This window comes from Sorangium sp. So ce131, assembly GCF_051519095.1.
Lineage (GTDB): Bacteria > Myxococcota_A > Polyangia > Polyangiales > Polyangiaceae > Sorangium.
On record NZ_CP150455.1, the window covers coordinates 12220793 to 12246755 of the forward strand.

At 73.9% G+C, this 25963-nt stretch carries 16 protein-coding genes; 11 read left to right on the forward strand and 5 right to left on the reverse strand.

Annotated features, from left to right (window positions below; all coding sequences use genetic code 11):
- Position 1: 1 nt before the first annotated feature.
- Positions 2 to 934, reverse strand: a complete 933-nt coding sequence (locus WMF43_RS44450) for a deoxyribonuclease IV (RefSeq protein ID WP_437674431.1) — start codon at positions 932 to 934, stop codon at positions 2 to 4.
- Between the two features lie 271 nt (positions 935 to 1205).
- Here WMF43_RS44450 and WMF43_RS44455 point away from each other — a divergent pair, with 271 nt between their 5' ends.
- From WMF43_RS44455 to WMF43_RS44475, 5 genes are all read left to right on the forward strand, one after another.
- Positions 1206 to 5792, forward strand: coding sequence for an AMP-binding protein (locus WMF43_RS44455; protein ID WP_437674433.1), 4587 nt, complete (start codon positions 1206 to 1208; stop codon positions 5790 to 5792).
- The gene (locus WMF43_RS44460; RefSeq protein WP_437674435.1) at positions 5789 to 6790 is read left to right on the forward strand and encodes an NAD-dependent epimerase/dehydratase family protein; all 1002 of its coding nucleotides are present in this window, start codon (positions 5789 to 5791) and stop codon (positions 6788 to 6790) included. Before WMF43_RS44455 ends, WMF43_RS44460 begins: the two co-directional genes overlap by 4 nt.
- A gap of 472 nt (positions 6791 to 7262) precedes the next feature.
- On the forward strand, positions 7263 to 8345 hold the full coding sequence (locus tag WMF43_RS44465) for a sensor histidine kinase (RefSeq protein ID WP_437674437.1): 1083 nt from the start codon (positions 7263 to 7265) through the stop codon (positions 8343 to 8345).
- Positions 8342 to 9886 carry an RAD55 family ATPase gene (locus WMF43_RS44470; RefSeq protein ID WP_437674439.1) on the forward strand — a complete coding sequence of 515 codons (1545 nt, stop codon included), beginning with the start codon at positions 8342 to 8344 and terminating at the stop codon, positions 9884 to 9886. Before WMF43_RS44465 ends, WMF43_RS44470 begins: the two co-directional genes overlap by 4 nt.
- Positions 9883 to 10263, forward strand: a complete 381-nt coding sequence (locus WMF43_RS44475; RefSeq protein WP_437674441.1) for a response regulator — start codon at positions 9883 to 9885, stop codon at positions 10261 to 10263. Before WMF43_RS44470 ends, WMF43_RS44475 begins: the two co-directional genes overlap by 4 nt.
- Positions 10264 to 10344: 81 nt before the next feature.
- On the opposite strand, the gene WMF43_RS44480 is transcribed toward WMF43_RS44475, so the two are convergent.
- From WMF43_RS44480 to WMF43_RS44495, 4 genes are all read right to left on the reverse strand, one after another.
- On the reverse strand, positions 10345 to 11265 hold the full coding sequence (locus tag WMF43_RS44480; RefSeq protein ID WP_437674443.1) for a DUF2267 domain-containing protein: 921 nt from the start codon (positions 11263 to 11265) through the stop codon (positions 10345 to 10347).
- Between the two features lie 218 nt (positions 11266 to 11483).
- Positions 11484 to 12437, reverse strand: coding sequence for a quinone oxidoreductase family protein (locus WMF43_RS44485; protein ID WP_437674445.1), 954 nt, complete (start codon positions 12435 to 12437; stop codon positions 11484 to 11486).
- A 156-nt stretch (positions 12438 to 12593) separates the two neighbouring features.
- On the reverse strand, positions 12594 to 13208 hold the full coding sequence (locus WMF43_RS44490) for a LysE family translocator (RefSeq protein ID WP_437674447.1): 615 nt from the start codon (positions 13206 to 13208) through the stop codon (positions 12594 to 12596).
- 136 nt (positions 13209 to 13344) lie between these two features.
- Positions 13345 to 17307, reverse strand: coding sequence for a transglutaminase domain-containing protein (locus tag WMF43_RS44495; protein ID WP_437674449.1), 3963 nt, complete (start codon positions 17305 to 17307; stop codon positions 13345 to 13347).
- Positions 17308 to 17618: 311 nt separating this feature from the next.
- Here WMF43_RS44495 and WMF43_RS44500 point away from each other — a divergent pair, with 311 nt between their 5' ends.
- The 6 genes from WMF43_RS44500 to WMF43_RS44525 all read left to right on the forward strand — a co-directional run bounded on the left by WMF43_RS44500 (position 17619) and on the right by WMF43_RS44525 (position 25836).
- The gene (locus tag WMF43_RS44500; RefSeq protein WP_437674451.1) at positions 17619 to 18068 is read left to right on the forward strand and encodes a hypothetical protein; all 450 of its coding nucleotides are present in this window, start codon (positions 17619 to 17621) and stop codon (positions 18066 to 18068) included.
- Positions 18069 to 18126: 58 nt separating this feature from the next.
- The gene (locus tag WMF43_RS44505; protein WP_437674453.1) at positions 18127 to 18558 is read left to right on the forward strand and encodes a hemerythrin domain-containing protein; all 432 of its coding nucleotides are present in this window, start codon (positions 18127 to 18129) and stop codon (positions 18556 to 18558) included.
- A gap of 54 nt (positions 18559 to 18612) precedes the next feature.
- Complete coding sequence (locus tag WMF43_RS44510; protein ID WP_437674455.1) at positions 18613 to 21348, forward strand: protein kinase domain-containing protein; 2736 nt, start codon at positions 18613 to 18615, stop codon at positions 21346 to 21348.
- 6 nt (positions 21349 to 21354) lie between these two features.
- Positions 21355 to 22098, forward strand: a complete 744-nt coding sequence (locus tag WMF43_RS44515; protein ID WP_437674457.1) for a class I SAM-dependent methyltransferase — start codon at positions 21355 to 21357, stop codon at positions 22096 to 22098.
- Between the two features lie 69 nt (positions 22099 to 22167).
- Positions 22168 to 23238, forward strand: a complete 1071-nt coding sequence (locus WMF43_RS44520; protein WP_437674459.1) for a lysylphosphatidylglycerol synthase domain-containing protein — start codon at positions 22168 to 22170, stop codon at positions 23236 to 23238.
- Between the two features lie 15 nt (positions 23239 to 23253).
- The gene (locus WMF43_RS44525; protein WP_437674461.1) at positions 23254 to 25836 is read left to right on the forward strand and encodes a hypothetical protein; all 2583 of its coding nucleotides are present in this window, start codon (positions 23254 to 23256) and stop codon (positions 25834 to 25836) included.
- The last annotated feature ends 127 nt before the right edge of the window (positions 25837 to 25963 follow it).

A 25963-nucleotide genomic window follows, 5' to 3' on the forward strand; every position in this document is an offset into this window, starting at 1 on the left:
CTCACGCGCGCGGCGCGCGGGCCCTCCGCTTCGCCGGCCGCGGCGGCTCCGGCGCTTCTGCCGGCCGCGGCGGCTCCGCCGCGCCGTTGAGCGCGCGCAGCCGCTCGAGCTCCTCCGCGTAGCCGCGCCGCTCCTTCGAGAGCGGCGGCAGCTCGACCACCGCCGGCACACGCGCGAGCCGCGGGTCGTTCACGAGCCGCCAGAACGGCGCGAGGCCCATCTCTCCGTCGCCGATCCGCTCGTGCCGATCGAGCCGCTGGCCGAGGGCGGCCTTCGAGTCGTTCACGTGCATGCACCGCAGCCGGTCCAGGCCGAGCAGCCGGCCGAAGTCGCCCCAGAACCGCTCGTACCCGGCCTCGCTCCGCAGGTCGTGCCCCGCCGCGAAGGCGTGCTGCGTGTCGATGCAGACGCCGAGCCGCGCCCCCTCCGGCCCGGCGCGCTCGATCATCGCGGCGATCTGATCGACGCGGTCGCCGAGCGTCGACCCCTGCCCGGCCATGTTCTCGATGCACAGCTGCGCGGTCAGCCCCTTCGCCCGCGACAGCACGATCGCGAGGCTCTCGCCGATGCGATCGAGCCCGGCCTCCTCGCCGAGGCCGCGGTGCGCGCCCGGGTGGAACACGACGAAGTCGATCCCCAGCGCGTCGCACCGGGCGAGCTCCTGGAACAGCGCCTCCCGCGAGCGCTCGAGGATCGCGGCGTCGTCCGCGCACAGGTTGATGAGGTAGCTCGCGTGCGCGAGCGCCCGGCCCGCGCCGGCCCACGACGCGCGCGCGGCGCGGAACGCCGCGATCTGGTCCGCGCTCAGCGCGGGCTCCCGCCACTGGCCCGAGACCTTGGTGAAGATCTGCACCGCCTCGCAGCGATCCTCCCCCGCCAGCGCGACCGCGCGATGAAGGCCGCCCGCGACGGACTGGTGCGCTCCGAAGATCATGCGGCGCAGTGATTGAGCCGCCCGCCCTGAACCGGCAAGCGTTACGCTGAGCGTGCCCGGCTTGTCACGCCGGCCGGCAGATCGACGTGCGCCTGGTCAGCGCTGGGGTCCGCGCCCGGCGCCACCTCGCCGAGCCGCCGCCGGGGCGCCGGTCGGGGAGGCAAATGACGAGCACTCGGCGTGCCCGGACGGCGCGAATCCGGGTTCGCGGCACCTCACCCTTGACGCGTTCTGGCCCAGGCGCGAATTGAGCGGCCTTCCTGGAGTCTCGATGAGCCAACTCGGTGTTACGAACGGGGCGGGAGCCAAAGGGGTGGAGCTGACGCCGCCGGGCGGAGCGCGCGGCGATGAGCTCGCGGCGGTCCCGCCGCTGGTTCCCTCCCATGTGTTCTCGGGCAAACAGCTCGTGGTGGTCGGCGGGACCGGGTTCCTCGGCAAGGTCTGGCTGGCCATGCTGCTCGCCCGGTTCCCCGAGATCGCCCACATCTACCTGCTCGTCCGGGCCAAGGAGAACCAGTCGCCCGAGGAGCGCTTCTGGTCGCAGATCGCGACCTCGCCGGTCTTCGATCCGATCCGCGAGCAGCACCCCGGGCCCGCCTTCGAGGAGTACCTCCGGCAGAAGGTGACCCCCATGAACGGCAACGTCGGCCAGCCGCTGCTCGGGCTCGGCGACCGCGTGGGGGAGCTCACCGGCAAGATCGCCGCCGTCGTGAACGTGGCCGGCGTCGTCGACTTCAACCCCCCGCTCGACGAGGCGCTCGAGGTCAACGCGTTCGGCATCAGCAACCTCGTCGAGCTCGCGCGGACCCTGGGCGCGAAGGTGATGCACACGAGCACGTGCTTCGTCGCCGGGTACCGCTCCGGGCTCATCGAGGAGAACCACCCGGCCGAGATCCCCTTCCCCCGCGCCGCGGGCGAGACGTGGTTCGGCGCCGCCTGCCCGAAGCGGACGCTCGATCGATCCCACTGGGACCCGCAGCGCGAGATCGGCGAGTGCCTCGACCTCGTGAAGCAGGCGCGGCAGCGGTGCGAGGACGCCTTCCGGCAGAGCGCCTTCCTCGACGAGGCCAAGGCCAACCTGACCTCGCGCGGCGAGCCGTGCCGCGGCGCCGCGCTCGAGAACGAGCTCGCCAGGGTGAAGCGCAAGTTCATCAAGGACCGGCTCGTCGAGGCCGGCAAGGAGCGCGCGCTCTTCTGGGGGTGGACCAACATCTACACCTACACGAAGAGCATCGGCGAGCAGGTGCTCGCGAGCTCCGGGCTGCCCTTCACCATCGTCCGGCCCGCGGTCGTCGAGACCGCCGTCGAGTTCCCGTTCACCGGCTGGAACGAGGGGATCAACACCTCGGCGCCGTACCTCTACCTCGCCTCGAAGGGCCAGGTGCAGTTCCCGGGCGACCACGACGTGCGGCTCGACATCATCCCGGTCGACATGGTCGCGAGCGGCATGATCGCCTCGCTCTGCGAGCTCATCGAGGGGCGCGCGCCCGCCGTGTACCAGTACGGGACCACCGACACGAACGGCTGTCGGGTGACGCGCTACCTGGAGCTCGCCGGGCTCTACAAGCGGCGGCAGGTGTTCGAGGGGAAGAAGACCGCGATCTTCGACATCGTCTCGTCCCGCTTCGAGCCGCGCGGGCTGAGCCGGCAGCAGTACAACGCGCACGGGGCGCGCACCATCGAGGGCGCGCTCCGCGGCCTGGGCGGCCTGCTCAAGACGGCGGGCGTCGGCCCCGCCGCGGCCCTCCTCAAGCCGGCGGCCGCCGCGCTGGAGGGCGCCGCCAGGGCCGAGCAGAAGACCGCCGCCCTGCTCGAGGTCTTCCTGCCGTTCGTCGCCGAGGCGGACTGGGTCTTCTCCTGCGCCAACACCCGCGCGGCGATGGCCCGCATGCCGGCCGAGGAGCGCGCGCGCTTCATCTGGGCGCCGGAGGCGATCGACTGGCGGGAGTGGATGTGGACCGTCCACCTGCCCGGCCTGGAGAAGTGGGCCTTCCCGCTCATGGAGAACCTCCTCCGCCGCGAGATCAAGCCGCTCCGGGCCTACGACAGCCTCGTGGATCTGCTCGACGAGATCGCCGAGCGCCACGACCACGCGCTCTCCCTCCAGCAGCTCGAGCAGGACGGGCTGTCGCGCACGAGCTACCGCGAGCTCCGCGACGCCGCGTGCAAGACGGCCGCGCGCCTCGCCGCGCTCGGCGTGCGCCGCGGCGACCGCGTCGCGCTCTCCGGCGCGAACCAGCCGGCGTGGCCCGTCACCTACTTCGGCATCCTCCGCGCCGGCGCCGTCGCCGTCCCGATCGACCCGGGGCTCGACGCGAAGGCGTTCGCCGACATCGTCCGCTCGTCGACGGCGAAGGTCGTCCTCTGGGACCGCGGCGTGGAGGCGAAGCTCGGCGCCGCCGTGCGGGCGGCGCTGCCGAACCTGGCCGCCTTCGATCTCGCCGGCTTCGCCGAGGGCCGCGCGGCCGACCTCGGCCCGGCCTCCGGCGAGGGGCTCGCGCCTCCGGACGTGCGCCTGGGCAGCGAGGACGTCGCGAGCGTCGTCTACACGAGCGGCACGACCGGCGAGCCGAAGGGCGTCCTGCTCACCCACGGCAACTTCACCGCGCTGCTCGCCTCCCTCGCCCCGGTGTTCCCGCTCAAGGCGAGCGACCGCGTGCTCAGCGTGCTGCCGCTCCACCACACCTTCGAGGTCACCTGCGGCCTGCTCCTGCCCCTGTCGCAGGGCGCGCGGATCATCTACCTCGACGAGCCGTCGGCCGACCGGCTGAGCGAGGCGCTGAAGAAGGCGCGCGTCACGGCGATGGTCGGCGTGCCGGCGCTCTGGCAGATGCTGGAGCGCCGGATCGTCGCCCGGGTGAAGGAGCAGGGGCCCGCCGCGGCCACCGCCTTCAACTGGGCGATGGAGCTGAACCGCATGCTCGGGAGGCGCCTCGGGCTCAACGCGGGGCGGCTCTTCTTCGGCAGCGTCCACGACGCGCTCGGCGGCAACGTCCGCTTCCTCATCTCCGGCGGCGCGGCGCTCCCCAAGAACACGGCCTCGCTGTTCCGAGGGCTCGGCCTGCCGCTCACCGAGGGCTACGGCCTGACCGAGGCGGCGCCGCTCCTCACCCTCGCCAAGGCCTCGCCGTCGGGCGCCCCGGGCAACGTCGGCAAGCCGATCCCCGGCGTGCAGATCAAGATCGCGAGCCCGGACGCGAGCGGCGTCGGCGAGGTGCTCGCGCGCGGCCCCAACGTCATGAAGGGCTACGCCGACGACCCCCGCGCCACCGAGCAGGCGCTCGACGCGGACGGGTGGCTGCACACCGGCGACCTCGGCAAGCTCGACAAGCAGGGGCGGCTCGTCCTCGTCGGCCGCCAGCAGGAGGTCATCACGCCGGCGAAGGGCGAGCCCGTGTACCCGGCCGACGTCGAGCGCCAGCTCGGCAAGGTCCAGCACGTCCGGGAGCTCGCGATCGTGGGCGTCGACGTCGGCCGCGGCGAGCAGGTCGCCTGCCTCGCCGTCCCCGAGGCGCCGCCCGCGCCGCCGGACGGCGACGAGGCGCTCGCGCGGGCGGCGCAGCACGAGCGCGCGCTCGACGCGCTCCGGACGGCGATCCAGGCGCTGCCGAAGCCGAGCCAGGCCACGATCGTGCACCTCCACGACGCCGACCTGCCGCGCGCCGCGTCCGGCCAGGTGAAGCGCGCCGAGGTGAAGGCGATCGTCGCGCGCCTCGCCGCGGAGGCCGCGTCGGTCGAGGGCGCCGGCGCGGCGGCCCTCGCGCACGACGCCGGCGCCGCGGCCGCCGAGCCGACGAAGCACAAGCCGGGCGAGGAGCCGATCCATATCCCCCGCCCCGTCGCCGACTTCGCCAAGCACTGGATGAACAAGGTCCAGTCCGGCTTCTACGGGAACGTGATGCGCCCGAAGGTCTACGGCCGCGCGTTCATCCCGTACAACCGCCACACGATCGTCGTCTCGAACCACGCGAGCCACCTCGACATGGGGCTCGTGAAGTACGCGCTGGGCAGCTACGGCGACGGCATCGTCTCGCTGGCCGCGCAGGACTACTTCTTCGAGGGCAACCGCTGGCGGCGCGCCTACTTCGAGAACCTCACCAACCTGGCGCCGTTCGACCGCAAGGGCGGCCTCCGCACGGCGCTGCGCCAGACGGGCGAGATCCTCGACCGCGGGCGGACCGTGCTGCTCTTCCCCGAGGGCACGCGCAGCCCCGACGGCAGCATCCTGGAGTTCAAGCCGGCGATCGGGCACCTCGCGCTCACGCACGGCGTGGACATCCTGCCCCTCTACCTCGGCGGCACCTTCGAGGCGCTCCCCAAGGGGCGCAGCATCCCGATCCGCCGCGACGTCGTCGCGCGCATCGGGCCGCCGCTCGAGATCGCCGACCTCCGCCGGCTCACCGCCGGGATGAAGTACGCGATGGCCTGCCGCAAGGTCGCGGAGCTCACGCAGCTCGCCGTGATCCGGCTGCGGGAAGGGGGCGCCCTCGACCTGCGCCGGCTCGAGAACATCGAGCAGGCCGCCGGGACGAAGGAGCACCCGCTCACGGTCCTGTTCCGCGAGCTCGAGACGAAATACGTCGCGGGGCGGGTCACCCAGCCGATCACCTACTACGTCACGCTCGGGACGGAGGAGGAGGCGAAGTGGACGTTGCGGATCGATCCGGCCGGCTGCGAGGCGCGGCTCGGCAAGCCGAGCCAGCAGGCGGACTGCGTCCTCAAGACGACGCCGGAGATCTTCACGAAGATCGTGCGCGAGGCCTACACACCGAGCCCGATGGAGTTCATGACGGGCCTCGTGAAATCGAACGACATCTCCCTCCTCCAGACCTTCCAGAAGGTGTTCGACCTCGCATGAGCCGCTACCTCGTCACCGGCGCGACCGGGTTCCTGGGTTCGCACCTCGTCACGGAGCTGCGCGGGGCGGGCCACGACGTGGTGGCGCTCTGCCGTGGGGAGGCGGGCGCGCTCGCCGCGCAAGGCGTCGCGGTCCGCCGCGGCGACGTGCTCGACGCGGCGTCGGTCCGCGCCGCCGCCGAGGGCTGCGAGGCGCTCTTCCACTGCGCCGGGCGCGTGTCGCGGCGCCGCGAGGACGCCGAGGTGCTGTACCGGACCCACGTCGAGGGGACCAAGATCACCCTCGACGCCTGCCGCGACGCGGGGGTGAAGCGCGTGGTCCTCGCGAGCACGAGCGGCGTCGTCGCGGTGAGCAGGAGGCCGGACGACATCCGCGACGAGACGGCGCCGCCGCCGGTGGACCTCATCGCCGGCTGGCCGTACTACCGCTCGAAGCTCTACGCCGAGCGCGCGGCGTTCGATCGCAACGGGCCGGGCTTCGAGGTCGTCGCGGTGAACCCGAGCATCCTGCTCGGCCCGGGCGACGTCCACGGCGCCTCGACCGGCGACGTGGTGAGCTTCCTCGAGCGCCGGATCCCCTTCATCCCGGCCGGCGGCCTCTCCTTCGTCGACGCCCGCGACGCCGCGCACGGCATGGTGCTCGCCATGGAGAAGGGCCGCCCCGGCGAGCGCTACCTGCTCGGCGCCGCGAACATGAGCCTGGATGTATTTTTCCACCGCCTCTCGCGCGTCTCGGGCGTCCCGGCCCCTGCGCTGCGGCTGCCGCGCAGCATCGCGCTCGCGAAGGCGGGCGCGCACCTCATCGAGCGGGCGCGGAAGCGGCTGCCGATCGACCTGCCGGTCGATCCGGTGTCGGCCGAGATGAGCCAGCACTTCTGGTACCTCGACGCGACCAAGGCCCGGCGCGAGCTCGGATGGACCCCGCGCGACCCGGTGGAGACGCTGTCGGATATGGTCGCCGATCTGCGCGCGCGCGGCGTCGTCTGGCCGCAAGTGTAGGACGACGTAGAACGCCCCCCGGGCGCAGCACGACGCCCGGGACCCAGGGTGACGCCCGGGCGCAGCACGACGGCGGGACGCAGCACGACGCCCGGGGACTGGGACGACGCCCGGGCGCCGCCGGGGGGCCGGCCTCTCGACGCCGGCACGCGGCGCTGGCCTGCTCGCGGCGGGGAAGACGGCGCCCAGATCGGCGCTTCCACGGCGGTCTGAGCGAGCCGCTCGCCCAAAGCTGCCTCGCCAATGGCGTTACGCCACAGCCGTGCTTCGACGCCCTCGCAGACTCATCCTTTCTCCTCGAGCGAGAGGCCGGTCCGGCGATTGCAAGCGCCTGGAGCAGGCATCACACGACAACGCCAAACACGAACGCCGAACGTGACGAGGAGCGGACGCGCGGGGGCGCCGACGTGGACCTCCGACGTCGGACGAAAGCCGCGCAACAGCGAGGGGAATGAACTTGGTGAGAGCACCCATGTCCTTCGAAAGCCCGACCCCGGAGGCGCTCCGGGTCGGGCTCGTCTTGATGGAGGTCGGCCGGAACGCGCGGGTGATCTTCGCCAACGAGCCGGCCCTCGAGGTCGCGTTCGCCTTCGAGGACCTCGACGGACAGACCCCGCACGTCGTGGACGCCGACGGCAAGCCGCTCGCGCCGCACGAGCGGCCGCGGGCCCGCGCCGCGCGGGGCGAGTCGTTCGGCCCGTCGCTGACGCGCTGGAAGTTCGAGGGCGGCGACGTCGCGATCGTCGTCCGGTGCGACTCCATCGCGCAGGACCGCAGGCTCGCCGCGCTCACCCTCGTCGACGTGACCGCCTTCTCGCGATCGGCGGAAAACTCGCGCGCGGCGCTCGCGGCGCGCGACGAGTTCCTCTCCATCGCGGCGCACGAGCTGAGGTCGCCCCTCAACGCCCTGCTCCTCACGATCCACCGGCTCCGGCTGCGCGTGCCCGCGGACGGCGTGGCCTCCGAGCTCGGGAAGCTGATCGACATCTCCGAGCGCCAGATCGATCGGCTGACCAGCCTGGTCCAGAACCTCCTCGACGTGACCCGGATCCGCGCCGGCCGGCTCGATCTCGAGCTCGAGCCGCAGGACCTCTGCCAGATCGTGCACGACGCCGCGGAGTCGATGGCCGACCAGGCCCGCGCCGCCGGGGCGCAGGTCTCGATCCTCCCCTGCGATCCGCTGCACGGCCTCTGGGACGGCGCGCGCATCGAGCAGGTCGTGCACAACCTGCTCACGAACGCGCTGAAATATGGCGGAGGCGGCCGGATCGAGATCTCGCTCGCGCGCGAGGGGAAGGCGGCGAGGCTCTCGGTGCGCGACCACGGGCCGGGGGTCGCCGAGGAGGACCGGGAGCGGATCTTCGAGCCGTTCAAGCGGGTCGCGTCGACCTACAAATCGCAGAGCCTCGGCCTCGGCCTCTACATCGTGCGGGAGATCGTCCGGGCCCACGGCGGCGACATCGCCATCGAGGCGCCCGAGGGCGGCGGCGCGGCGTTCGTCGTGCGCCTGCCCGTCACGCAGGAGGCGTCCGCCGCGGCGTCGGAGCAGCCATGACGAGAGGACACGACGACACGCCCGGCGCAGAGGGGCGCCCGTCCGGGGGCGAGGGGGACCAGGGCGGCGGCGCCGGCGTCCCGAGGCTCGAATCCGGCATCCCGCGGCTCGATTACATCCTGAAGGGCGGGTTCCTCCAGAACGGCACCTACGCCCTGATGGGGCCGCCGGGGAGCGGGAAGACCATCTTCGGCAACCAGCTCTGCTTCGAGCACGTGCGCAGGAGCCCGACCGGGCGGTGCGTCTACGTGACGCTGCTCGTCGAGTCGCACAGCAAGATGATCCGCCACCTGGGCGGGATGAAGTTCTTCGACGCCGCCGCGATCCCCGACCGGATCTACTACATCAGCGGCTACCCGGCGCTCCGCGACCAGGGCCTGTCCGGGCTGCTCGACCTCCTGCGCCGCACCCTGCGCGAGCGGCGCGGCACCGACGTGCTCGTGATCGACGGGCTGGAGAGCGTCGAGCAGCGCGCGCTGAGCGCGCTCGCGTTCCGCGAGTTCATCCACGAGATCCAGGGGCTCTCGTCGTTCAGCGCCTGCACGACGTTCCTGCTCTCGAGCGTCCGGGAGCGGACGCACCCCGAGAACGCGCTCGTCGACGGCATCATCGAGCTCACCGATCAGCTCATCGGGCCGCGCGCCGTCCGGGAGCTCACGGTGCACAAGTTCCGCGGGAGCGACTGCCTGCGCGGCAAGCACGAGGTCGAGATCGACACGTCCGGGATAGTCATCCACCCGCGCGTCGAGATCCAGTTCGACAGCCCGCGGGAGAGCGCGACCGAGGAGCGCCAGCGGATGAGCTTCGGGATCGAGACCTTCGACGCGATGATCGAGGGCGGCGTGCTCTCGGGCTCGGCGACGGCGCTGCTCGGCGCGCCCGGCACCGGCAAGACGCTGCTCGGCCTGTCGTTCCTGGTCGAGGGCGCGCGGCGGGGTGAGGAGGGGGTCTACTTCGGCTTCTACGAGCCGCCGCCGCGGCTGTGTGAGAAGGCGCGCCGGGTCGGCATCGACCTGGAGACGCACGTCAAGAAGGGCACGATCCGGCTCATCTGGCAGCCGCCGCTCGAGCACATGATGGACTCGCTGGCCGAACAGCTGATCGAGCTCCTGCGCCAGGCCCCGAAGCCGCGGCGCCGGCTGTTCATCGACGGCATCGAGGGGTTCCGCGCCGCGTCCGTCTATCCGGACCGGATGCCGCGGTTCCTGTCGGCGTTCACCAACCAGCTCCGGATGCTCGACGTGACGACGCTCGTGAGCGAGGAGCTCGATCTGTTCACGCCCCTCATCAGGATGCCCAACGCCGAGCTCGGGAACGTCGTCGAGAACGTCATCCTGCTCCGCTACGTCGAGCTCAGGTCGCAGATCCATCGCCTCATCTCCGTCATGAAGATGCGGGAGAGCCTCTACGACCGGTCGATCCGGGAGTTCGTCATCACCGGTCACGGGATCGAGGTGGCGAACTCGTTCCGGTCGGCGGAGCAGATCCTCTCGGGGCAGGCGCGCGTTGCCGGCGGGCTGAACGGCGAGGAGGAACCGTGACGACGGTGCTCGTGGTGGACGACGAGTCGGATCTCCTCGCGTGCATCGAGGGGCTGCTCGAGGACGAGGGGTACACGGTGGTGACGTTCCCCGACGGCAAGCAGGCGCTCGAGTACCTGCGCGACGCCCGCCCGGATCTCGCCCTCGTGGACCTGATGATGCCGATCATGAACGGGTTCGACCTCGTGGCCGCCGTGAGCCAGGAGCAGCGGCTCGACGGCATGCCGGTCGTGATCATGAGCGCGGTGGAGCAGCGCCAGGAGCTGCTCCAGAAGCTCGGCGGCAGGGCGCAGACCGTCCTCAAGAAGCCGTTCACGGCCGACAAGCTCCTCAGCGTCGTCGGCAAGGTGCTCGCGGCGCCCGCGCCGGTCGCCTGACGCGCCCCGCGCGGGACGACGCGCCGGCGGCGGGCCGACGCGCCGCCGGCGGCACGTCGTACCGCGCGCGGCGGGCCGCGCTCAACCGGCGCGGCGGAGCGGGGTCGGCGGGAAGAGGTCCTTCATGTCGAGCGGGAGCTGGCCGCGGAACCCCTCGATCTCGCCGGCGGACACGCTGTCCGCGATCGCCTCGCAGATCGCCTGCATCACGAAGCCGGCCGCCTCGCGGTCCATGTGCAGCTCGCGCGCGAGGTCGCCCTCGATGGTGTCCGCGGTGATGTGCTTGTCGGGTCCGTCGAGGAACGGGGCGAGCGACGGGTGGAGCTTGGAAGGGAGCTGCGCGATGAGGTGCCGCGCCTCCTGGGGCGTGACCCGTCGGCAGAGGCTGCCGAGGACGATCTGCAGCGCGAGCTCCGCGTGCTCTCGGGTCTGGAGGCCGCTGTGCCGCTCGACGGCATGGAGCAGCCGGCCGTACGCGCTGTCGGCGCGCGCCTTGCGCCGGGTGAGGGCGCGCATGCGCCGGCGGGAGTGCTCCGGGCGCGCGGGCTCCTCCGGGTGCAGGGCGCCCTCCGGCTTGAAGCGGGCGGCCACCTCGAGCTGCGCCTTCACGATGGAGCCGGCGGTCTCGGCGTCGATGGCGCCGTCGGCGAGCAGGTCGTCGAGCGTCACGAGGCCGACCGGCCGACCGTGCTCGGTGAGCGGCACGCGCCGGCACGCATGATCGCGCATGGCGCGCACGGCGTCGTCGATCGACGCGCCGATCTCGAGCGTCGCGACCTCGTCGGACATGATGTCGTGCAGCGGCGTGCTGTGGGCGTCGAGGTCGCCTGCCACGACCTCGAGCGCGACGTCGCGGTCGGTCACGAGGCCGACGATGTGCTGGTCATCGTGGACCAGGACGGCGCCGACGTGGTTGTCGGCCATCGCCCGCGCGGCCTCGTAGGCGGTCGAGCGCGGGCGCAGAACGATCATTCGCGGGCGTCGGTAGTCTTCGAGCGACATGGCGAGGGCCCCTCCCCTGGGCAGCCTGTGGCGCGGATGCGCATGCGCGCGTGCGTGCGTGCGTTGACGACATGCGGCTAGCCAGAACGGTACCAACCGCGACGGCGCAACGCGGCTGTCTCCGGCCGGCGGGCGCCGCGCCGGCGCTCGGCCTGGTCCCTGCGCGATCGGGGTCCTCGCCGTCGAGGAGCGAGCGCTTCACCAGAATGGCGTCCACATCAGCCCGCCACGCGGAGCGCGAGCTTGCCGAGGTGGTGGCGCTCGAGGGCGAGGTGGGCGTCGGCGGCCTGAGCCAGCGGGAAAGTCCGGGCGACGTGGACCTCGAAGGGGCCGGGCTCGATGAGGCGATTGAGCTTCTCGATGATCTCCGCATCAGGCTCACCGTTGTAGTTGCTGAGCCGAACGGTCGAGCGCGCCCGGGGCTCCGGCTGGACGCCGCTCGGGTAAGCGACGCGCCCGCCGTCGCGTACCGCGCTCAGCGCCGCTTCGCCCGCCTCGCCGAAGGCGGCGAGCAGGGCGGCGTCGAGCCCCTCGGGCGCGAACGCACGGGCGGCGGCGGCCACGTCCTCTCTGCGCCCGTCGACGGCGGCGTCGGCCCCCAGCCGGTCGGCCAGCGCCACGCCGTCGTCGCCCGAGGCCACCGCGAGCACCCGGGCGCCCATCCGCTTGGCGAGCTGTACCGCCATGTGCCCGACGCCGCCGCTCGCGCCGAAGATCATCAGGGATTCCCCCTGCTTCAGCCCGAGCGTGTCGTCCAGGCCGCGCAGCGCGGTGATCCCGACACCCCCCATCACCGCCGCCTGCTCGACGGTCAGCTTGCCAGGGAGGAAGGAGACGAGATCCGCGCGCACCGCGGCGTACTCGGCGTAAAACCCGCCCTTGGGGTTGAGGAAGCCGAGCGCGTAGACCCGGTCCCCCTCGCGGAAGCGGCGGACTCGCTCGCCGACCGCGACGACCGTCCCCGCCCCTTCGGAGCCAAGCACATACGGAAACTGGGGTGCAACCCCGAGCATCTGGGCGTATCCCCCTTCGCGCTCGAAGGGATCCCACTCGCCCACCCCCGCGACCTCGACGCGAAGGAGGACCTCGTCCGGGCCGACGGTCGGCACGGGGAGCGTTCGTCGCACGAGCGTCTCGGGACCGCCGAACCGGTCGATTGCAATCGCCTGCATCGTGTTCCGCGTCGCATGTTCCATGGCTGGCCTCCCGGAGAGGTTAGCGGCTCATCGCCTGACGCGCTGGCCATTCAGCATCCGTGCCGACGGCGAGGAGACGAGCCCTCCACCGCCGTCTGCACGGCCGGCGTTCAGGCCACCGCTGGACATGAGCTATCCTCGCAGCAGCAGGTAGATGCCGGTCCCGATCATGACGGCACCAGCAGCGATGTTCATCCGCCGCCTCGCCCTGGCGTTCTCGAAGAACACCGCGGCTCTCTCCGCAGCGTACGCGTAGCCGATCTTCACCCCGCCGACGACGACGGTGGCGATCGACATCACGAGGGCCGTGTCGGCCAGGGACACCCTGGACATGTCCATGAACGCGGGGAACAGGCCCATGTAGAAGAGGATCGCCTTCGGATCCGCGAGCGTGATGGACAGGCCGCCGAGGAAGCTGGACCAGCGGGCAGCTTTGGATGCCTGTCCAAAGGCGACGCCCTCGGGCTTGGCCCTCCACAGGCCGACGCCTAGCCAGATGAGGTACGCCGCGCAGGCAACTTTCGTCAGGGCAAACAGGCTGCCCGTGAGCTCGGTGATGGCCGCCATGCTGTAAACGGCCAGCACGATGAACAGGAGGTCGGCGACGACGATCCCGCCGACCATGAACAGCGCGTGCGTGAACCCGGAGGCCGCGGACCTGGCGACCACCGCGACATCGCTGGGCCCAGGGACCACAGCCAGCACCAACATGGTTCCGAACAGCGCGATGATCTTGTCAGGAGCCACGGTCGTCCTCGAGCGCACGCGGCGCGCACCAGCTCTCTATCACCTCGTCCTTGATCGAAGACCTCAGGCCCCCAGGGAGGGAGCCCGCCGCGCGGCGCCACCTCGAGCCGACGGCTCCTCCCCCCACGCGCCTCGCTCACCGCGCCGGCTTGTTCGCCGCCGAAAGAGGCACGAGCCGCACCATCTGGTGCAGCAGCCCGTCGACACGCTGCAGCCAGCCGCGCCACGCGGCGTAACGCGCCACCGGGATCGTCGACTGGTCCACGATGACCCGCTCCTTCACGAGCACCGCGTTCTTGCCCGGCACCTTCGCGAACGAGATCGTCGCGCGCCCGAACTCGCCGCCGTTCTCGTCGCCCCCCGGCGGGAGCTCGGCGAACGTGTACCCCGGGGGCGCGACGATCGTGATCGTCCGGTGGTGGTGCCGCGGCGCGAGGCTCGGCGGGAGCACCACGGGGAGCGTGCGCTTCACGAGCGGCGCGAGCTGCGACGTCAGCGTGGTCGTGCCCGAGAGCGGCACCGCGAGCTCCGCGCCCTCGCGGCGCGCGAGCCCCTCGGAGACCGCCTCGTACTCGAGCGACGCCGCGCCGCTCGGGAGGTCGGCCTGGAACGACACCTTCGGCTTCACGTCGACCGTCGGGAACCAGCCGTAGGCGAGGTATTGCTCGACCCACTGCGCCCGCGCGTCGGCCTCGGCCAGGTTCGACCGCAGCTCGAACGCCGCGTCGCCGATGTGCCGCTCCTTCGCCGCGAGCTCGCCCGCGCCCGAGGGCGAGAGCGCGATCGTCCACGCGGCGTCGACGCCGTGATCCGCGGGCGAGCTCGCCGGCGTCTCGACGATCTTCGGGGGCCCGTCGTCCACGAACAGGGCCAGCGTGCGCGCATCCATCGCCGGCAGCGGCCCGAGCCGGCTCTGCGGGCTCGTCGCGTCGAGCCACAGGCCCGGCGCGCCGCCCTGGCCCGGGAGGTACGCGATGCCGTGATCGAAGACGGGGATCGCCGCGACCTCGCTCCGGAGCAGCGACGGCTGGCCCGTGTAGCGCGTCTGCACGAGCACCTCCGTCGCCTCGATGCCGATCGACTTGAGCAGCGTGATCAGCAGCATCGCCTTGTCGTCGCAGTCGCCCTGGCGCCGCGCGAGGAGCTCCTGCGGGCGGTTCGGCAGCCACCACTCGCCCGACACGAAGTTCACGTAACGGATGTCGTCGGCCACGAAATCGAAGAGCGCCCGCAGCTTCTCCTCGCGCGTCGCCTTGCCCTTCGTGAGCTCGGCCGCGAGCCTCCGGACCTGGTCGTCGGGCTCGGTGAAGCCCGCGACCGCGCCCCGGTACCACTCGCGGAAATCGTGCCAGCCGTGGAACGTCGACCCAACGACCACCGGCAGCACCTCCGCGAGGTGCGGCGCGAGCGGCTCCTCGGGCACCTCGGGCGGGTCGTCCCAGATGAACCGCGTCACCTCGCGGCCCTCCTTCTCGGACTTGAGCACCCGCTCGGCCTTGCCGTTCAGCACGTCGATCGCCAGAGGATCACTCTTCGGCGAGTCGACGACGACCTCGTTGTAGAGGATCGGCCGCGTGTCGGTCGAGCCGACGTAGTCGATGAAATAGAACGGCGCGTCGCCCCGGCGGCCGACCGGGCCCGCGGTCCAGGAGCGCACCGCGACCTCGACGACGTCCCCCGTCGTGAGCTTGGGCCAGCGCACGAAGGGCCGCGCCCCGCCCGAGCCCTGCTCGTCGGGCTGCGCCACCGTGCCGTCCTTGCGGTGGACGCGCGCGAAGAGCAGCTCGTTGTCCTCGCCCTCGACGGGGATGTCGCGCTCGTAGAGATCCTGATCGGTGCGCGGCTCGATGACGATCTCGCGCGCGTAGTGCATGAGCTGCGAGACGCGCTTGTCCGGGTGGTACGTCACGACGCGCACCCAGTGGAGCTGCCGATCGGCCACCTCGCCCTTCTTCGCCGGGCTCTTCCGCGCCCGCGCGAGGAACACCTCGGGCGCGACGACGTGCTGCTCGTCGCGCATGCGCTGTCGACCCGCCGCGCCCGGCGCGCCGGACGGGCCCGCGCCGGCCGAGCCCTCGCCGAGGCGGAGCGCGAGCTCGGCCCGGAGGTAGGGGTCGCCGGGGGTGAGGTCGCGCGCCCGCGCGAGCGCGGCGTTCGCCGCGGCGGTCGCGAACGTCGACGGCGCGGCCGCGCCCTGCCGGGCCGCGGCGAGCGCCTGGAACGCGGCGGGCTGGTTCGGCGCGACCTGCGTGGCGTAGAACAGCACCTCGCGCGCCCATGCGGGGCGGCCGGCGTCGTGGAGCGCGCGGCCGATGCGGATCACGTCGTCGGCCGACGTCTGCAGCGCGAGCGCGCCGGCCGCGGCCACCTCCATCGCGGCGCCGCCCTGGGGCTCGAACGCGAGCACGTAGCCCGCGCCCCGAGACTCCGGGGCGATCTCGGCGAGCCTGCGCGCGGCGCGGAGCGCGAGCGCGGGGTCGCGCCGGGCGGCGTCCGCGATCTCCTGCCAGACGACGACCGGGGTCCGGTCCTTCTGCTCGCGCTCGACCGCGAGCAGCTCCTCGAGCGCCGCCTGCGCGAGCCCCGCGGGCCCGAGCTTGCGCTTGGCGAGCGCGCGGAGCACGCGCGCCTCGGGGTCGCGCGCCGCGCGCAGCGGGTCCTCGCGCAGCGCCGCGAACGCCCAGTCCACCCGGCCCGAGCCGAGGTGGGCGGCGACGAGCCGGCGCTGCGCGAACGACGCGGAGGCCCGGTCCTTCTCGGCGAGGCCGCGGGCGCGCGCGGCCTCGAGCCAGCCGCTGCGGTTCGCGCCGAACGGGGACACCCACCCCGCGAGGGCGAGCGCGTCGGAGGAGATCCCCGGCGCCTGCGTCACGCGGTCGAGCAGCCCGGGCGCCCGCGGCGATCGCTGGTCGTCCGCGCCCGCCAGCGTGCGCACCACGACGGCCGTGAGGGTCTGATCCAGCGTGGGCGACGCGCCGGCGTCGAGCGCCCGGTCGAGCGTCGTCTTCACGACGGCCGCGCTCGAGGGCGCCGGCGGCGGCAGGCGCAGCGGCGTGAGGTCCGACGAGGTCGCGAGCGCCACCGGCCGGCGCTGCTCGTCGGTGAAGCGCACGCGGACCCGGCCCGCGTCGGCGACCGCGCCGGTGCACACCTTCAGGGCGAGCAGGTGATCGCCCGCGGGGGCCTCGATGCGCGCGGCGATGCGGTCGAGCACGAGGCGCTGGTGCGCCGCCTCGCTCGCGGCGACGTCTGCGCCGTCCCACACGAGGCGCACCGCGCCGGTCGCGGCGACGTGGGCGAGGAGAGGCTTGTGATCCAGCGCGGCGGGGACGGTGACGCGGGAGGCGAGGAACGTGCAGCTCTCGCCGCGGGGATGGATGTAGAGGTCGAGCGGCACGCCGCGCGCGGTCGCCGCCGAGGGCAGCACCCGGCGCCAGGCGACGTCGTAGACGCCCCAGGAGTAGCGCGCGCTCATGTCGGAGAAGCGCTGGCCTTCCGCCTCGGGCCCCTCGCGGCGCGCGAGCCCGCCGCCGGAGTTGTCCTGGAACGGCCCGAGGATGGCGAACGCCTTCACGAGCCCCGACGTGTCCGGGGGCGCGTCGTACGAGACGGCGCGTACGCCGGGCCACGCTTGCGGCTGCGGCTCGGGGGCGAGCGCGGCGGCGAGCCAGCGCGCGTCGTCGGCGACCGGCGCGTCCGACGCCGCGATCTGCGCGAGCCCCTCGGCGGCGCGGCCGCGCGCCGCGCGATCGGCGAGCGAGGCCGCGATGACGAGCCCGGCGCCGGCGTCGTCGCCGCCCCGGCGCGCCCGGGCCAGCGCGGCGCCGAGCATCTCGTCGGGCGTCGCGGCGGTCCACCGGTACACCGGCACGAGGGGGGCGCGCTTCTCGGGCGCGCCCGCGGCGGCGGACGGCGTCCTCGCGGCGGCGGACGGCGGCGTCTTGGCGGCCCCGGCGGCTGGCGTGCCCGCGGCGCTGCCGGCGGGCGCCTTCGCGGCGCTGCCGGCGGGCGCCTTCGCGGCGCTGCCGGTGGGCGCCTTCGCGGCGCCGGCCTCGGCTCCGCCAGGCCGCGGCGCCTGCGCGAGGGCCGGAGCGGGCAACGCCGCGAGGGCGAGCAGCGCCGCGATCCCTCCACGCCGCCCACACCAGCGCGCCGCGCGAGCGCGCGCACGTCCCTCCCGTCGATCTCCCCCAGGCGAGCTCCGCTCCATCGGTCCTCGTTTCCAGCCCACGGCATAGCGCGGGCCCGATCGGGGCGCGAGCGCGGCGATGGCCGCGGCAGAGCCCGCGATCGCCGCGCAGGCCCCGGCGATCGCCGCTCCGGGAGGCCGCCCCGCGCCGGAGGGGCGCGCCGCGCGAGGCCCGGCGCGAGAACTTGGCCGGCGATCGCGCGGCCCACTAGCGTGCCGGCATGTGGTACGCGCCGAGATGGTTGCTGTCGGCGGTGGTGGCCCTCACCACGCTGGCGGCTTCGCCAACGCTGGCCCTCGCCCGCGAGACCAAGGTCGAGTGGAAGAGCGTCGATGTGCCCGCGGGCGAAGGCCAGGCCCAGCGGGCCCGCGCGCTGCGCGGGCTGCTCACCAGCGCCTCGAAGAAGGCCGACTTCGGCAAGGCGAAGTCGGTCGTGCTGAGCGCGCGGATCGTCGAGTTCACCTCGTCGACGCGCGGCGATGTCCACCGCGTGAGCTGCACCGTGGTCGGCCGCGTCGTCGGCGGCCCCACCGCCCGCTCGCGCATCTCGTTCGGCGGGCGGCCGAGCGAGCGGCAGGCGCTGGAGAAGCAGGTGCTCACGATGGTCGCGAACGGCGTCGTCGGCCGGCTCGCCTCGATCGTCCGCGCCCGGTCCGAGCCGCGCGACTGACCCGCGCCGCGGCGCGCTCGACCCCTCCCCGGATCTGCGTTACGGGGGCGCGCACGTCATGGAGCTGGACCGGAGGGTGGCCGAGCTCTTCCAGGAGGAAGACCGCGCTCGGGAGATGGCCGCGGCGCTGATCGCGCTGGCGCAGCGCTCCCCCGAGGCAGCGACCGCCGAACGCGAGAGCCTGCTCGTGTTCCTCCGCGGCCCCCTGGAGCGGCACATGCACTACGAGGAGGCGGCGCTGTTCCCGCATTTCCAGGCCTGCGGCCTCGCCGAGGAAGTCCAGGTCGCGCTGAAACACCACACGGCGCTGCGCGAGGCGACCGAGGCCCTCGCGAACGCCGCGCAGGGCGGCGACGTCGCGGGGAACATCGTCCGCGTCGCCCGGCTCCTCTTGCACCATACAAATTTCGAGGGCGACTATATTTATCCAGAGCTCACCCATGACGAGTGGCGCGCGTTGATGCAGGAAACGGTTCGTCCGGCCGTCTGACCAGGGCGCAGGAACTCGACACAGATGTTCCACTCGACGTAGGCTTTTGCCGCCGTGTCGATCGCAGCAGGTCAGGTGCTGAGCGAGCGCTACCGCCTCATCCGACCCGTGGGGCAGGGCGCGCAAGCTTCGGTGTGGGTGGCCGAGCACCTCGCCCTCAGCACGCACGTCGCCGTCAAGCTGATCGACCCCGAGCTCGCGAAGCAGGAGGAGGCGCGCGAGCGGTTCCGCCGCGAGGCGACGGCCGCGGCCCAGCTGCGCAGCGCGCACGTCGTCCAGATCATCGATCACGGCATCGAGGGGGAGCAGCCGTTCATCGTGATGGAGCTGCTCGAGGGCGAGGACCTCTTCGAGCGGCTCGCGCGCCGCCAGCGCCTCACGCTCCAGGAGACGTCGAAGATCGTGACCCAGGTCGCGCGCGCGCTCACCCGCGCGCACGGGGCCGGCATCGTGCACCGCGACCTCAAGCCCGAGAACTTCTTCATCTCCGCGAACGAGGACGAGGAGGTCGTCAAGATCCTCGACTTCGGCATCGCCAAGGTGAAGGGGCAGGGCAAGCGGGCGATCCAGCGCACCACCGTCGGGACGCTGATGGGAACGCCGCACTACATGAGCCCGGAGCAGGTGAAGGGGCTCCGCGAGGTCGACTACCGCGCCGACCTGTGGGCGCTCGGCGTGATCGTCTACCAGTGCGTGACGGGCCAGCTCCCGTTCGACAGCGAGGGGGTGGGCGACCTGCTGATCAAGATCTCGCTCGGCGAGATCCCGGTCCCCTCGCGGGTGAACCCGGAGCTGCCGCCGAGCTTCGACGCGTGGTTCGCGCGCGCCTGCGACCGCGACCCGGAGCGCCGGTTCGACAGCGCGCGCGAGCTCGCCGAGTCGCTCGCGCGCATCGCCGATCTGTCGACCGAGACCTCGTCCGCCGTGAGCTCGCCGCGGCCGCCGCCGATGCCGACGGCGCCCCGGCCCGCGCCGACCCGGCCGCCGCCGGCCCCGCCGCGGCCGGCGACGGGCTCGGCGATCCCGAAGGCGCCGCCGCTGCCCCGGCTGGCCGATCCCGCCGGCGCGGACGCGGCGCGGCCGCCCGAGCCGGGGCCGGCCGAGCGGCCCGCGGAGAGGGCGGCGGCTCCGTTGCCCGCGCGGCCGAGCGCGAGGCCTCCGGCGCGGCCCAGCGAGCGGCCGCCGCTCCCGGCGCAGCGCAGCGAGCGCCCCTCGGCGCGACCTCCGCCCAGCGAGGGCGCGCCGCTGTCGGCGCGGCTCGGCGATCGCCCGCCGCTGCCGCCGCGCCCCACGGGCGCGCCGCCCTCTGCGGCGCCGCCGCTGCCCACCGGTGCGCCGCGCCCCACGGGCGCGCCGCTCTCCGCCGCGCCGCCGCTGCCCGCGGGGAGCCCGCGCCCCACGGGCGTGCCGCCCTCGGCCAAGCCGCCGCTGCCCCCGAGGGCGCCACGCGGCACGGGCGTGCCGCCGTCCGCCGCACCACCACTTCCCGCCGGAGCGCCGCGCCCCACGGACACGCCGCTCTCGACCGCGGCGCCGCGCTCCGCTCAGCCGGTGGCTGTGCCCCCTGCGGCGGTCGACGTCGGCCTCGCGAGCGCGCCGCCGCGGGCGAACGGCGCCGAGCTTGCGCCGGGCTCCGGCAGCGCACCCTCGCTCGAGATCGACGTCGAGGATTTCGAGGGCGACCTGGTCCACGATACGGAGGAGGCGCCCGCGCCCTCGGCGCTCGCCCCCGAGGCGCCCGCGACGCTCACCCTGCAGGGCTCCGCAGCGCCCGCAGCCGCAGCGCCCGCGACGCTCGCCCCGCAGGACTCCGCGGCGCTCGCCTCCGCCGCGCTCGCCTCCGCGGCGCCCGCAGCCGCAGCGCCCGCGACGCTCACCCCGCAGGGCTCCGCAGCGCTCGCCCCCGCGGCGCCCGCGACGTTCACCCCGCAGGTCCCCTCGGCGCCCGCGCAGCCGGCGCTCGCGGCGCCGACGCCCCTCGACGCCGCGCCCGCCGCGCCGGACGCACCGGCAGACCCCTCGCCCGCGGCGCAGGCGCCCTCGGCAGCGCAGCCGCCCTCGATGCGGTCGCCCGAGCCGCCCGCGCCGGCGCTCGCCCCCGACGCGCCGCCGGCCCACGCGCCGATGGAGCCGCCGCGCGACGCCGCCGCGCGGGCGCCCGCGGTCGACGCCGGGATCGCCGCGGCCCCGGCCTCGCTGCGCGCGGGGCCGTCGCGCCCCCAGGTCGCCCCGGCCGTGACCTCGCCGGAGCGCGCGCTGCCCTCCAGCGGAACGCCGGACCAGTGGGTGAAGTCGTCGAGCGTGAGCGGGATGGCGCACGAGGGCGCGCACCCCGAGTTCGACGCAGGCTCGCGCCGGCGCCGGCTCGTCCGCTGGGGCGCGTTCCTGCTGATCGCCCTGACCGGCGCCGTCGTCTGGCAGGTCGTCCGCTCGCAGCTCCCGCCGCGGGACACGCCGACGTCCGCGAGCGCCTCCGCCGCCCCCGCCCCGGCGCAGCCCGAGCCGGCGCCGTCGCCGCCTGCGCCGACCGGCGCCGCGTCGGCCGCGCCGGCGGTCGACCCTGGCCAGCCTGCCGCCAGCGCGACCGCCTCGGCGCCGCCCAAGAAGCGGCGCGCGCCCCCGCCGCCGAAGAGGCCGCGCAAGCAGCAGCAGCCCAAGGTGGACGACCTGACGCTCGAGGGGTCCGGCACGCCGGCGGAGCCGGCCGCCGACGAGCCGACGCCCGCAGAAACATCTCCCGAGCCGGGGTCAGCTCCGCAGGAAGCGCCGACCCCGCAACCAGAACAGTAGACGTGGATGGAAACGACAGCGTACGAGCAGTACTCCGAGGAATCCGGGGATTGGTTGAGGAAGGGGCGGGCCCGGTTGCTGTCCCATCTGGTGCGTGAGTTCAGCCCGGCGCGGCGGCCCATCGAGCTCTTGGAGGTCGGCGCCGGCGTCGGCCAGAACCTGAGTGTTCTCACGGAATTCGGGGCCGTCGACGCGATCGAGGTGAGCCCGCTCGGACAGGAGGCCATCGCCAGGTCGGGCGTCGCGCGGACGCTCTACAGCGCGGGGATCCCGTTCGAGCTCGACCGGCGCTACGACGTGATCTGCGCGCTCGACGTGATCGAGCACATCGAGGACGACCGCGCCGCGCTCCTCTGGATCCACGACCACCTGCGCCCTGGCGGCATCTTCGTCGCCACCGTGCCGGCGTACCCGTGGCTGTTCAGCGATCACGACCGCGCGCTGCAGCACTTCCGCCGGTACACCGCCGGCAGCTTCCGCGCCGCCCTGCCGCCCGCCTTCCACGTCGAGGCGTGCGCCTACTTCAACCAGCTGCTCTTCCCCGCCGCGGTCGGCTCGCGCGCCGTGTGGAGCGCCGCGCGCAAGCTGCGCCCGGGCAAGAGCAGCCCGAAGCAGCCCTCGCCGAAGTCGGGCCTCGCCGCGTCCGCGCTCGGCGCCGTGCTGGGCGCCGAGGTCGACCTGATCGCGCGCGGGTACCGGCCGCGCTTCGGGCTGTCGGTCTTCTGCGTGGCGAGGCGCGCTCCGGCGTGACGGCCGGTCCGCCGCGCTCGTCGATCCCGCGACGCCTCGCCCGCCACCTCACCCGCACGCTCGATGACCATGACGTCGGCTGATCCGCCCGACCTCGCGCCTGGTCCACCCGACCTCGCGCCCGGCGCGCCCGACCTCGCGCCCGGCGCGCCCGACCTCGCGCCCGGTCCACCCAACCTCGCGCCCGGCGCGCCCGATCCGATGCGGGGCGCCGCCGGCCCGCTCGCCAAGGTGCGCCGCGCGCTGCGCCCCGTCATGGTGGTCGCGGCGGCGCTGTTCATCGGGCTCGCCGCGCGGGACCTCGCGCGCAGGTGGGAGAGCGGCGAGGCCATCGAGGTCCGCCCGGCGTTCGTGGCCCTCTCGCTCCTGCCCCTCGCGGCGGGCACCGTCGTGCTGGGGCTCGCGTGGGCGCGGCTCCTGGAGGAGCTGACCGGCCGGGCCATCCCCCGCTGGCCGGCGATCGCCTTGCACGTCGAGTCGCAGGCGGCGCGGTACATCCCCGGCAAGGTCGGCGTGCCGCTGATCCGCATGCTCGGCGCGCCGCGCATCGGCACGACCAGCGCCGTGGTCGGGTCGTCGTTCGCGGTCGAGCTGGTCAGCTTCGTCGCGGTCGGCGCGATCGTGGGGCTCGGCCTGCTCGCGGCGGGCGGCGAGCAGGTCGCGGGCGCGCTCGCGTTCATCGGCCGGTGGAGCCTGCCGGTGCTGCTCGCGCTGGGCGCGCTGCTCGTCGCCCTGATGACGGTGGATCGCGCCCGCGCGCCCGCGCGCCTGCGCAAGCTGCTCGCGGCCGAGGGGCGCGGGCCGCTCATGCCGGCGGGGCTGCCGCTCCTGCACGCGGCGTACTGGCTGACCTGGGCCGCGCACGGCGCCTGCGCCGCGCTCGCGGTCGGCGCCCCCCCGGGCGCGGCGCTCGGCGGCTCCGGCCTCTTCGTGCTCGCCCCGATCGTCGGTTTCCTCGCGCTCGCCACGCCGGGCGGCATCGGCGTGCGCGAGGCGCTGCTCTCCGTCGGCCTCGCTCCCGCCGTGGGCCCCGCCGCGGCGCTGGGCGCCGCCGTCCTCTCGCGCGCGACGTCGCTCGCCGTCGACGTGGGCGGCTGGCTCCTGGCGCGGCTGCTTTGCGGGCGCGCCCCTCCTCGCTAGGATGCGCGCCCCCTCATGCTGGCCCGCCTGCGTGCTGCCCTGACGCCCGGTTCACCCCTCGCCCGCTTGCGCGCCGCCCTGACCTCGGACGCGCCCCGGCCGCGCCTCCTGCGCGGCGCCTTCGCGGCGGTCGTGTGCCTCGCGGGCCTCGCCGTCTACGCGATCACCGTCCACGGGCACATCCCGGTGCAGCGCTGGCTGCTGTGGCGCCTCGCGCCGCTCTGGGGCTACTCGCTGTTCTTCCTGCTCTCGAGCCTCGGCGTCGGCCTCGTGCTGCTGCGCCGCGCGCTCCGCCTCGTGCACCTGCCGCCCGTCGAGGAGGGCCTGTTCGGCGCGACGCTCGGCATCATCGCCTTCGTGTTCGGCGTCTACCTCGCCGGCGCGGCGGGCTGGATCCGCCCCTGGTACGGGATCGTGATGCCCGCGGCGCTGCTCGCGGTCGGCGCCCTGGAGCTGCCGGGCTGGCTCGCGCGGCTGAAGGGCGACCTCGACGCCGCGAGGACGCCGCGAGGGGCCATGCGCTGGCTGTGGCTCGCCGCGACCGGCGCGGGCGCCTTGTGCCTCGTTCTCCTCTACCTGGAGTCGCTGACGCCCGAGGCCATCAACTTCGACGCGAGCTGGTACCACCTGCCGATCGGGCAGGACTACGCGCGCGCCGGCCGCATCATCCCGTTCTACGGGGACGTGAACCGCGCCTTCCCGCACCTCGCCAGCATGCTCTACGCCTGGGGCTTCAGCGTCCCGGGCATGATCGTGGAGCAGCGGTGGATGATGGCGCTCCACCTGGAGCTCGTGTTCGTCCTGTGGAAGGTGATCGGCGTCGCGGCGCTGGCGCGGTACCTGCTGCACGGCGAGCGCGTCCCGGGCCTGTGGGCGGCGTTCTTCCTGTTCCCGTCGCTGTTCGTCTACGACCAGAACCCCGGCGGCTCGGCAGACCATTTCCTGGGCTTCTTCGCGGCGCCGGTCGTGCTCGCGGCGATGCGCTTCCGCGAGCGCTTCGACCGGCGGTACGCGGTGCTGCTCGGCGCCTCGCTCGGGGGCGCGATGCTGGTGAAGTACCAGGCCGTCTACCACCTCGGCATGGCCGCGGCCGTCGTCGTGCCGCGCGCCGCGCACCTGCTCGGGCGCGCGGCCTACCGCGCGGCGAAGCGGCGCGCGGCGCGAGGACGGCCGCTCCTCTCGGCGCGCCGCGTGCTCGTGGCGGGGCTCATCGTCTCGGGCGTGGCGCTCGGCACGGCCGCGCCGCACTTCGTGAAGAACACGATCTATTACAACAACCCCGTTTACCCGATGGCGCAGCGCGTGTTCACGCGGTCGTACCCGCAGCACGCGCGCTCCGCGGAGTTCATGGAGAAGGGGTATCCCAACGCGCCTTACCTGCCCAAGGGCAAGGGCGTCGAGCGGCAGCTCATCGCGGTCAAGAACTTCTTCACGTTCTCGTTCTCTCCGCATTACTCGTTCACGCGGTTCGTGCCCTCGATGGGCTCGCTCTTCACGCTGCTCCTGCCGACGCTGCTGATCATCCGCGGGCGGCGCCGGCCCGCGCTCGCGGCCTTCGCGACGTTCGCGGGCATCTGGGTGTGGGGCAACACCTACACCGCGGACCGGTACCTGCAGGCGCTGCTCGCCGTGCCGATCGCCGCCGCGGCGGCGATGCTCGTGCGCACGTGGCAGCTCGGGACGGTCGCGCGGCTCGGGCTCGTGCCGCTCGTGTTGTTCCAGGTCCTGTGGAGCGGGGACGTGCCGTTCTACTCCGGCGCCGAGCGGCTGGAGAGCGCGGTCAAGATGATCAGCTCGACGTACGAGAAGCGCTGGAGCGACGCGCAGCGGTTCAAGTTCCGCTCGGATCACCGCGCGATCACCCAGGCGACGCCGCCGGACGCGCGCATCCTCGCGCGCAATTACCGCACGACGCTCGGCATCGAGCGCGAGATCATCTTCGACATCCAGGCGTGGCAGTCGCTCATCTTCTATGAGCCGGTGCGGGGGCCGCGCGAGCTCTACGACCATTACCGCAGCGTCGGCATCACCCACATCCTGTACCCGCCGAACCAGCGCCCGCCGGACACGCTCCAGGCCGCCGTGCTCTTCAACGAGCTCGTGCACCGCTCGGCGACGCAGAAGCGCCGCTTCGGCACGCTGGAGCTCGTGACCATGCCGAAGGAGCCGCCGCCCCCCGACCAGCTACCGTATCAGGTGCTGGCGCTCAACGCGCCGGGTTACACGGACGGCCTCTACCCGGTGGAGGCGCTGCACATCCTCCCCAAGCTGCAGCCGCCCAAGGGCCAGGGGCCGAAGCCCGCGCAGCCGTGGCCGAGCGACAAGGACGCGCAGGCCGCGCTCCTCGACGCCGCCGACGCGGTGGTGCTCGGAAAGGACGCGAGCCGCCGCGGCAAGGCGCCGAAGCTGGACGCCGCGTTCTTCTCGGCCGAGCGCTTCAAGACCTACACGGTCTACCTCCGGAAGCAGCCGCGCAGCGGCGCCCCGGCAGCTGCGCCGCCCCCCGCGCCAGGCGACGCGCCGGCCACGGACGACCCGCCCCCCGCGGAGCCACCGGACTCCATCCCGGACGACGACCAAGAGGACACCGAAGGCTGATCCCGCCCGCCCGAAGCTACAGCGGTTCCCCCCGGCCCCTCGTGCGCGCATCGCAGAGCGGCGGTCACCCGCACAGGAGACGGGCCCAGATCGGCGTTTTCGGCGCGGAAGCGCACTCCAGTGCGCT

What these genes read in the sequence shown, in the direction of transcription:
- WMF43_RS44485 (WP_437674445.1), bottom strand. Translation starts at nt 12,437, where the DNA reads ATGCAGGCGATTGCAATCGACCGGTTCGGCGGTCCCGAGACGCTCGTG.
- WMF43_RS44500 (WP_437674451.1), top strand. Translation starts at nt 17,619, where the DNA reads ATGTGGTACGCGCCGAGATGGTTGCTGTCGGCGGTGGTGGCCCTCACC.
- WMF43_RS44460 (WP_437674435.1), top strand. Translation starts at nt 5,789, where the DNA reads ATGAGCCGCTACCTCGTCACCGGCGCGACCGGGTTCCTGGGTTCGCAC.
- WMF43_RS44465 (WP_437674437.1), top strand. Translation starts at nt 7,263, where the DNA reads ATGTCCTTCGAAAGCCCGACCCCGGAGGCGCTCCGGGTCGGGCTCGTC.
- WMF43_RS44450 (WP_437674431.1), bottom strand. Translation starts at nt 934, where the DNA reads ATGATCTTCGGAGCGCACCAGTCCGTCGCGGGCGGCCTTCATCGCGCG.
- WMF43_RS44470 (WP_437674439.1), top strand. Translation starts at nt 8,342, where the DNA reads ATGACGAGAGGACACGACGACACGCCCGGCGCAGAGGGGCGCCCGTCC.
- WMF43_RS44525 (WP_437674461.1), top strand. Translation starts at nt 23,254, where the DNA reads ATGCTGGCCCGCCTGCGTGCTGCCCTGACGCCCGGTTCACCCCTCGCC.
- WMF43_RS44480 (WP_437674443.1), bottom strand. Translation starts at nt 11,265, where the DNA reads ATGTCGCTCGAAGACTACCGACGCCCGCGAATGATCGTTCTGCGCCCG.
- WMF43_RS44505 (WP_437674453.1), top strand. Translation starts at nt 18,127, where the DNA reads ATGGAGCTGGACCGGAGGGTGGCCGAGCTCTTCCAGGAGGAAGACCGC.
- WMF43_RS44515 (WP_437674457.1), top strand. Translation starts at nt 21,355, where the DNA reads ATGGAAACGACAGCGTACGAGCAGTACTCCGAGGAATCCGGGGATTGG.
- WMF43_RS44520 (WP_437674459.1), top strand. Translation starts at nt 22,168, where the DNA reads ATGACGTCGGCTGATCCGCCCGACCTCGCGCCTGGTCCACCCGACCTC.
- WMF43_RS44455 (WP_437674433.1), top strand. Translation starts at nt 1,206, where the DNA reads ATGAGCCAACTCGGTGTTACGAACGGGGCGGGAGCCAAAGGGGTGGAG.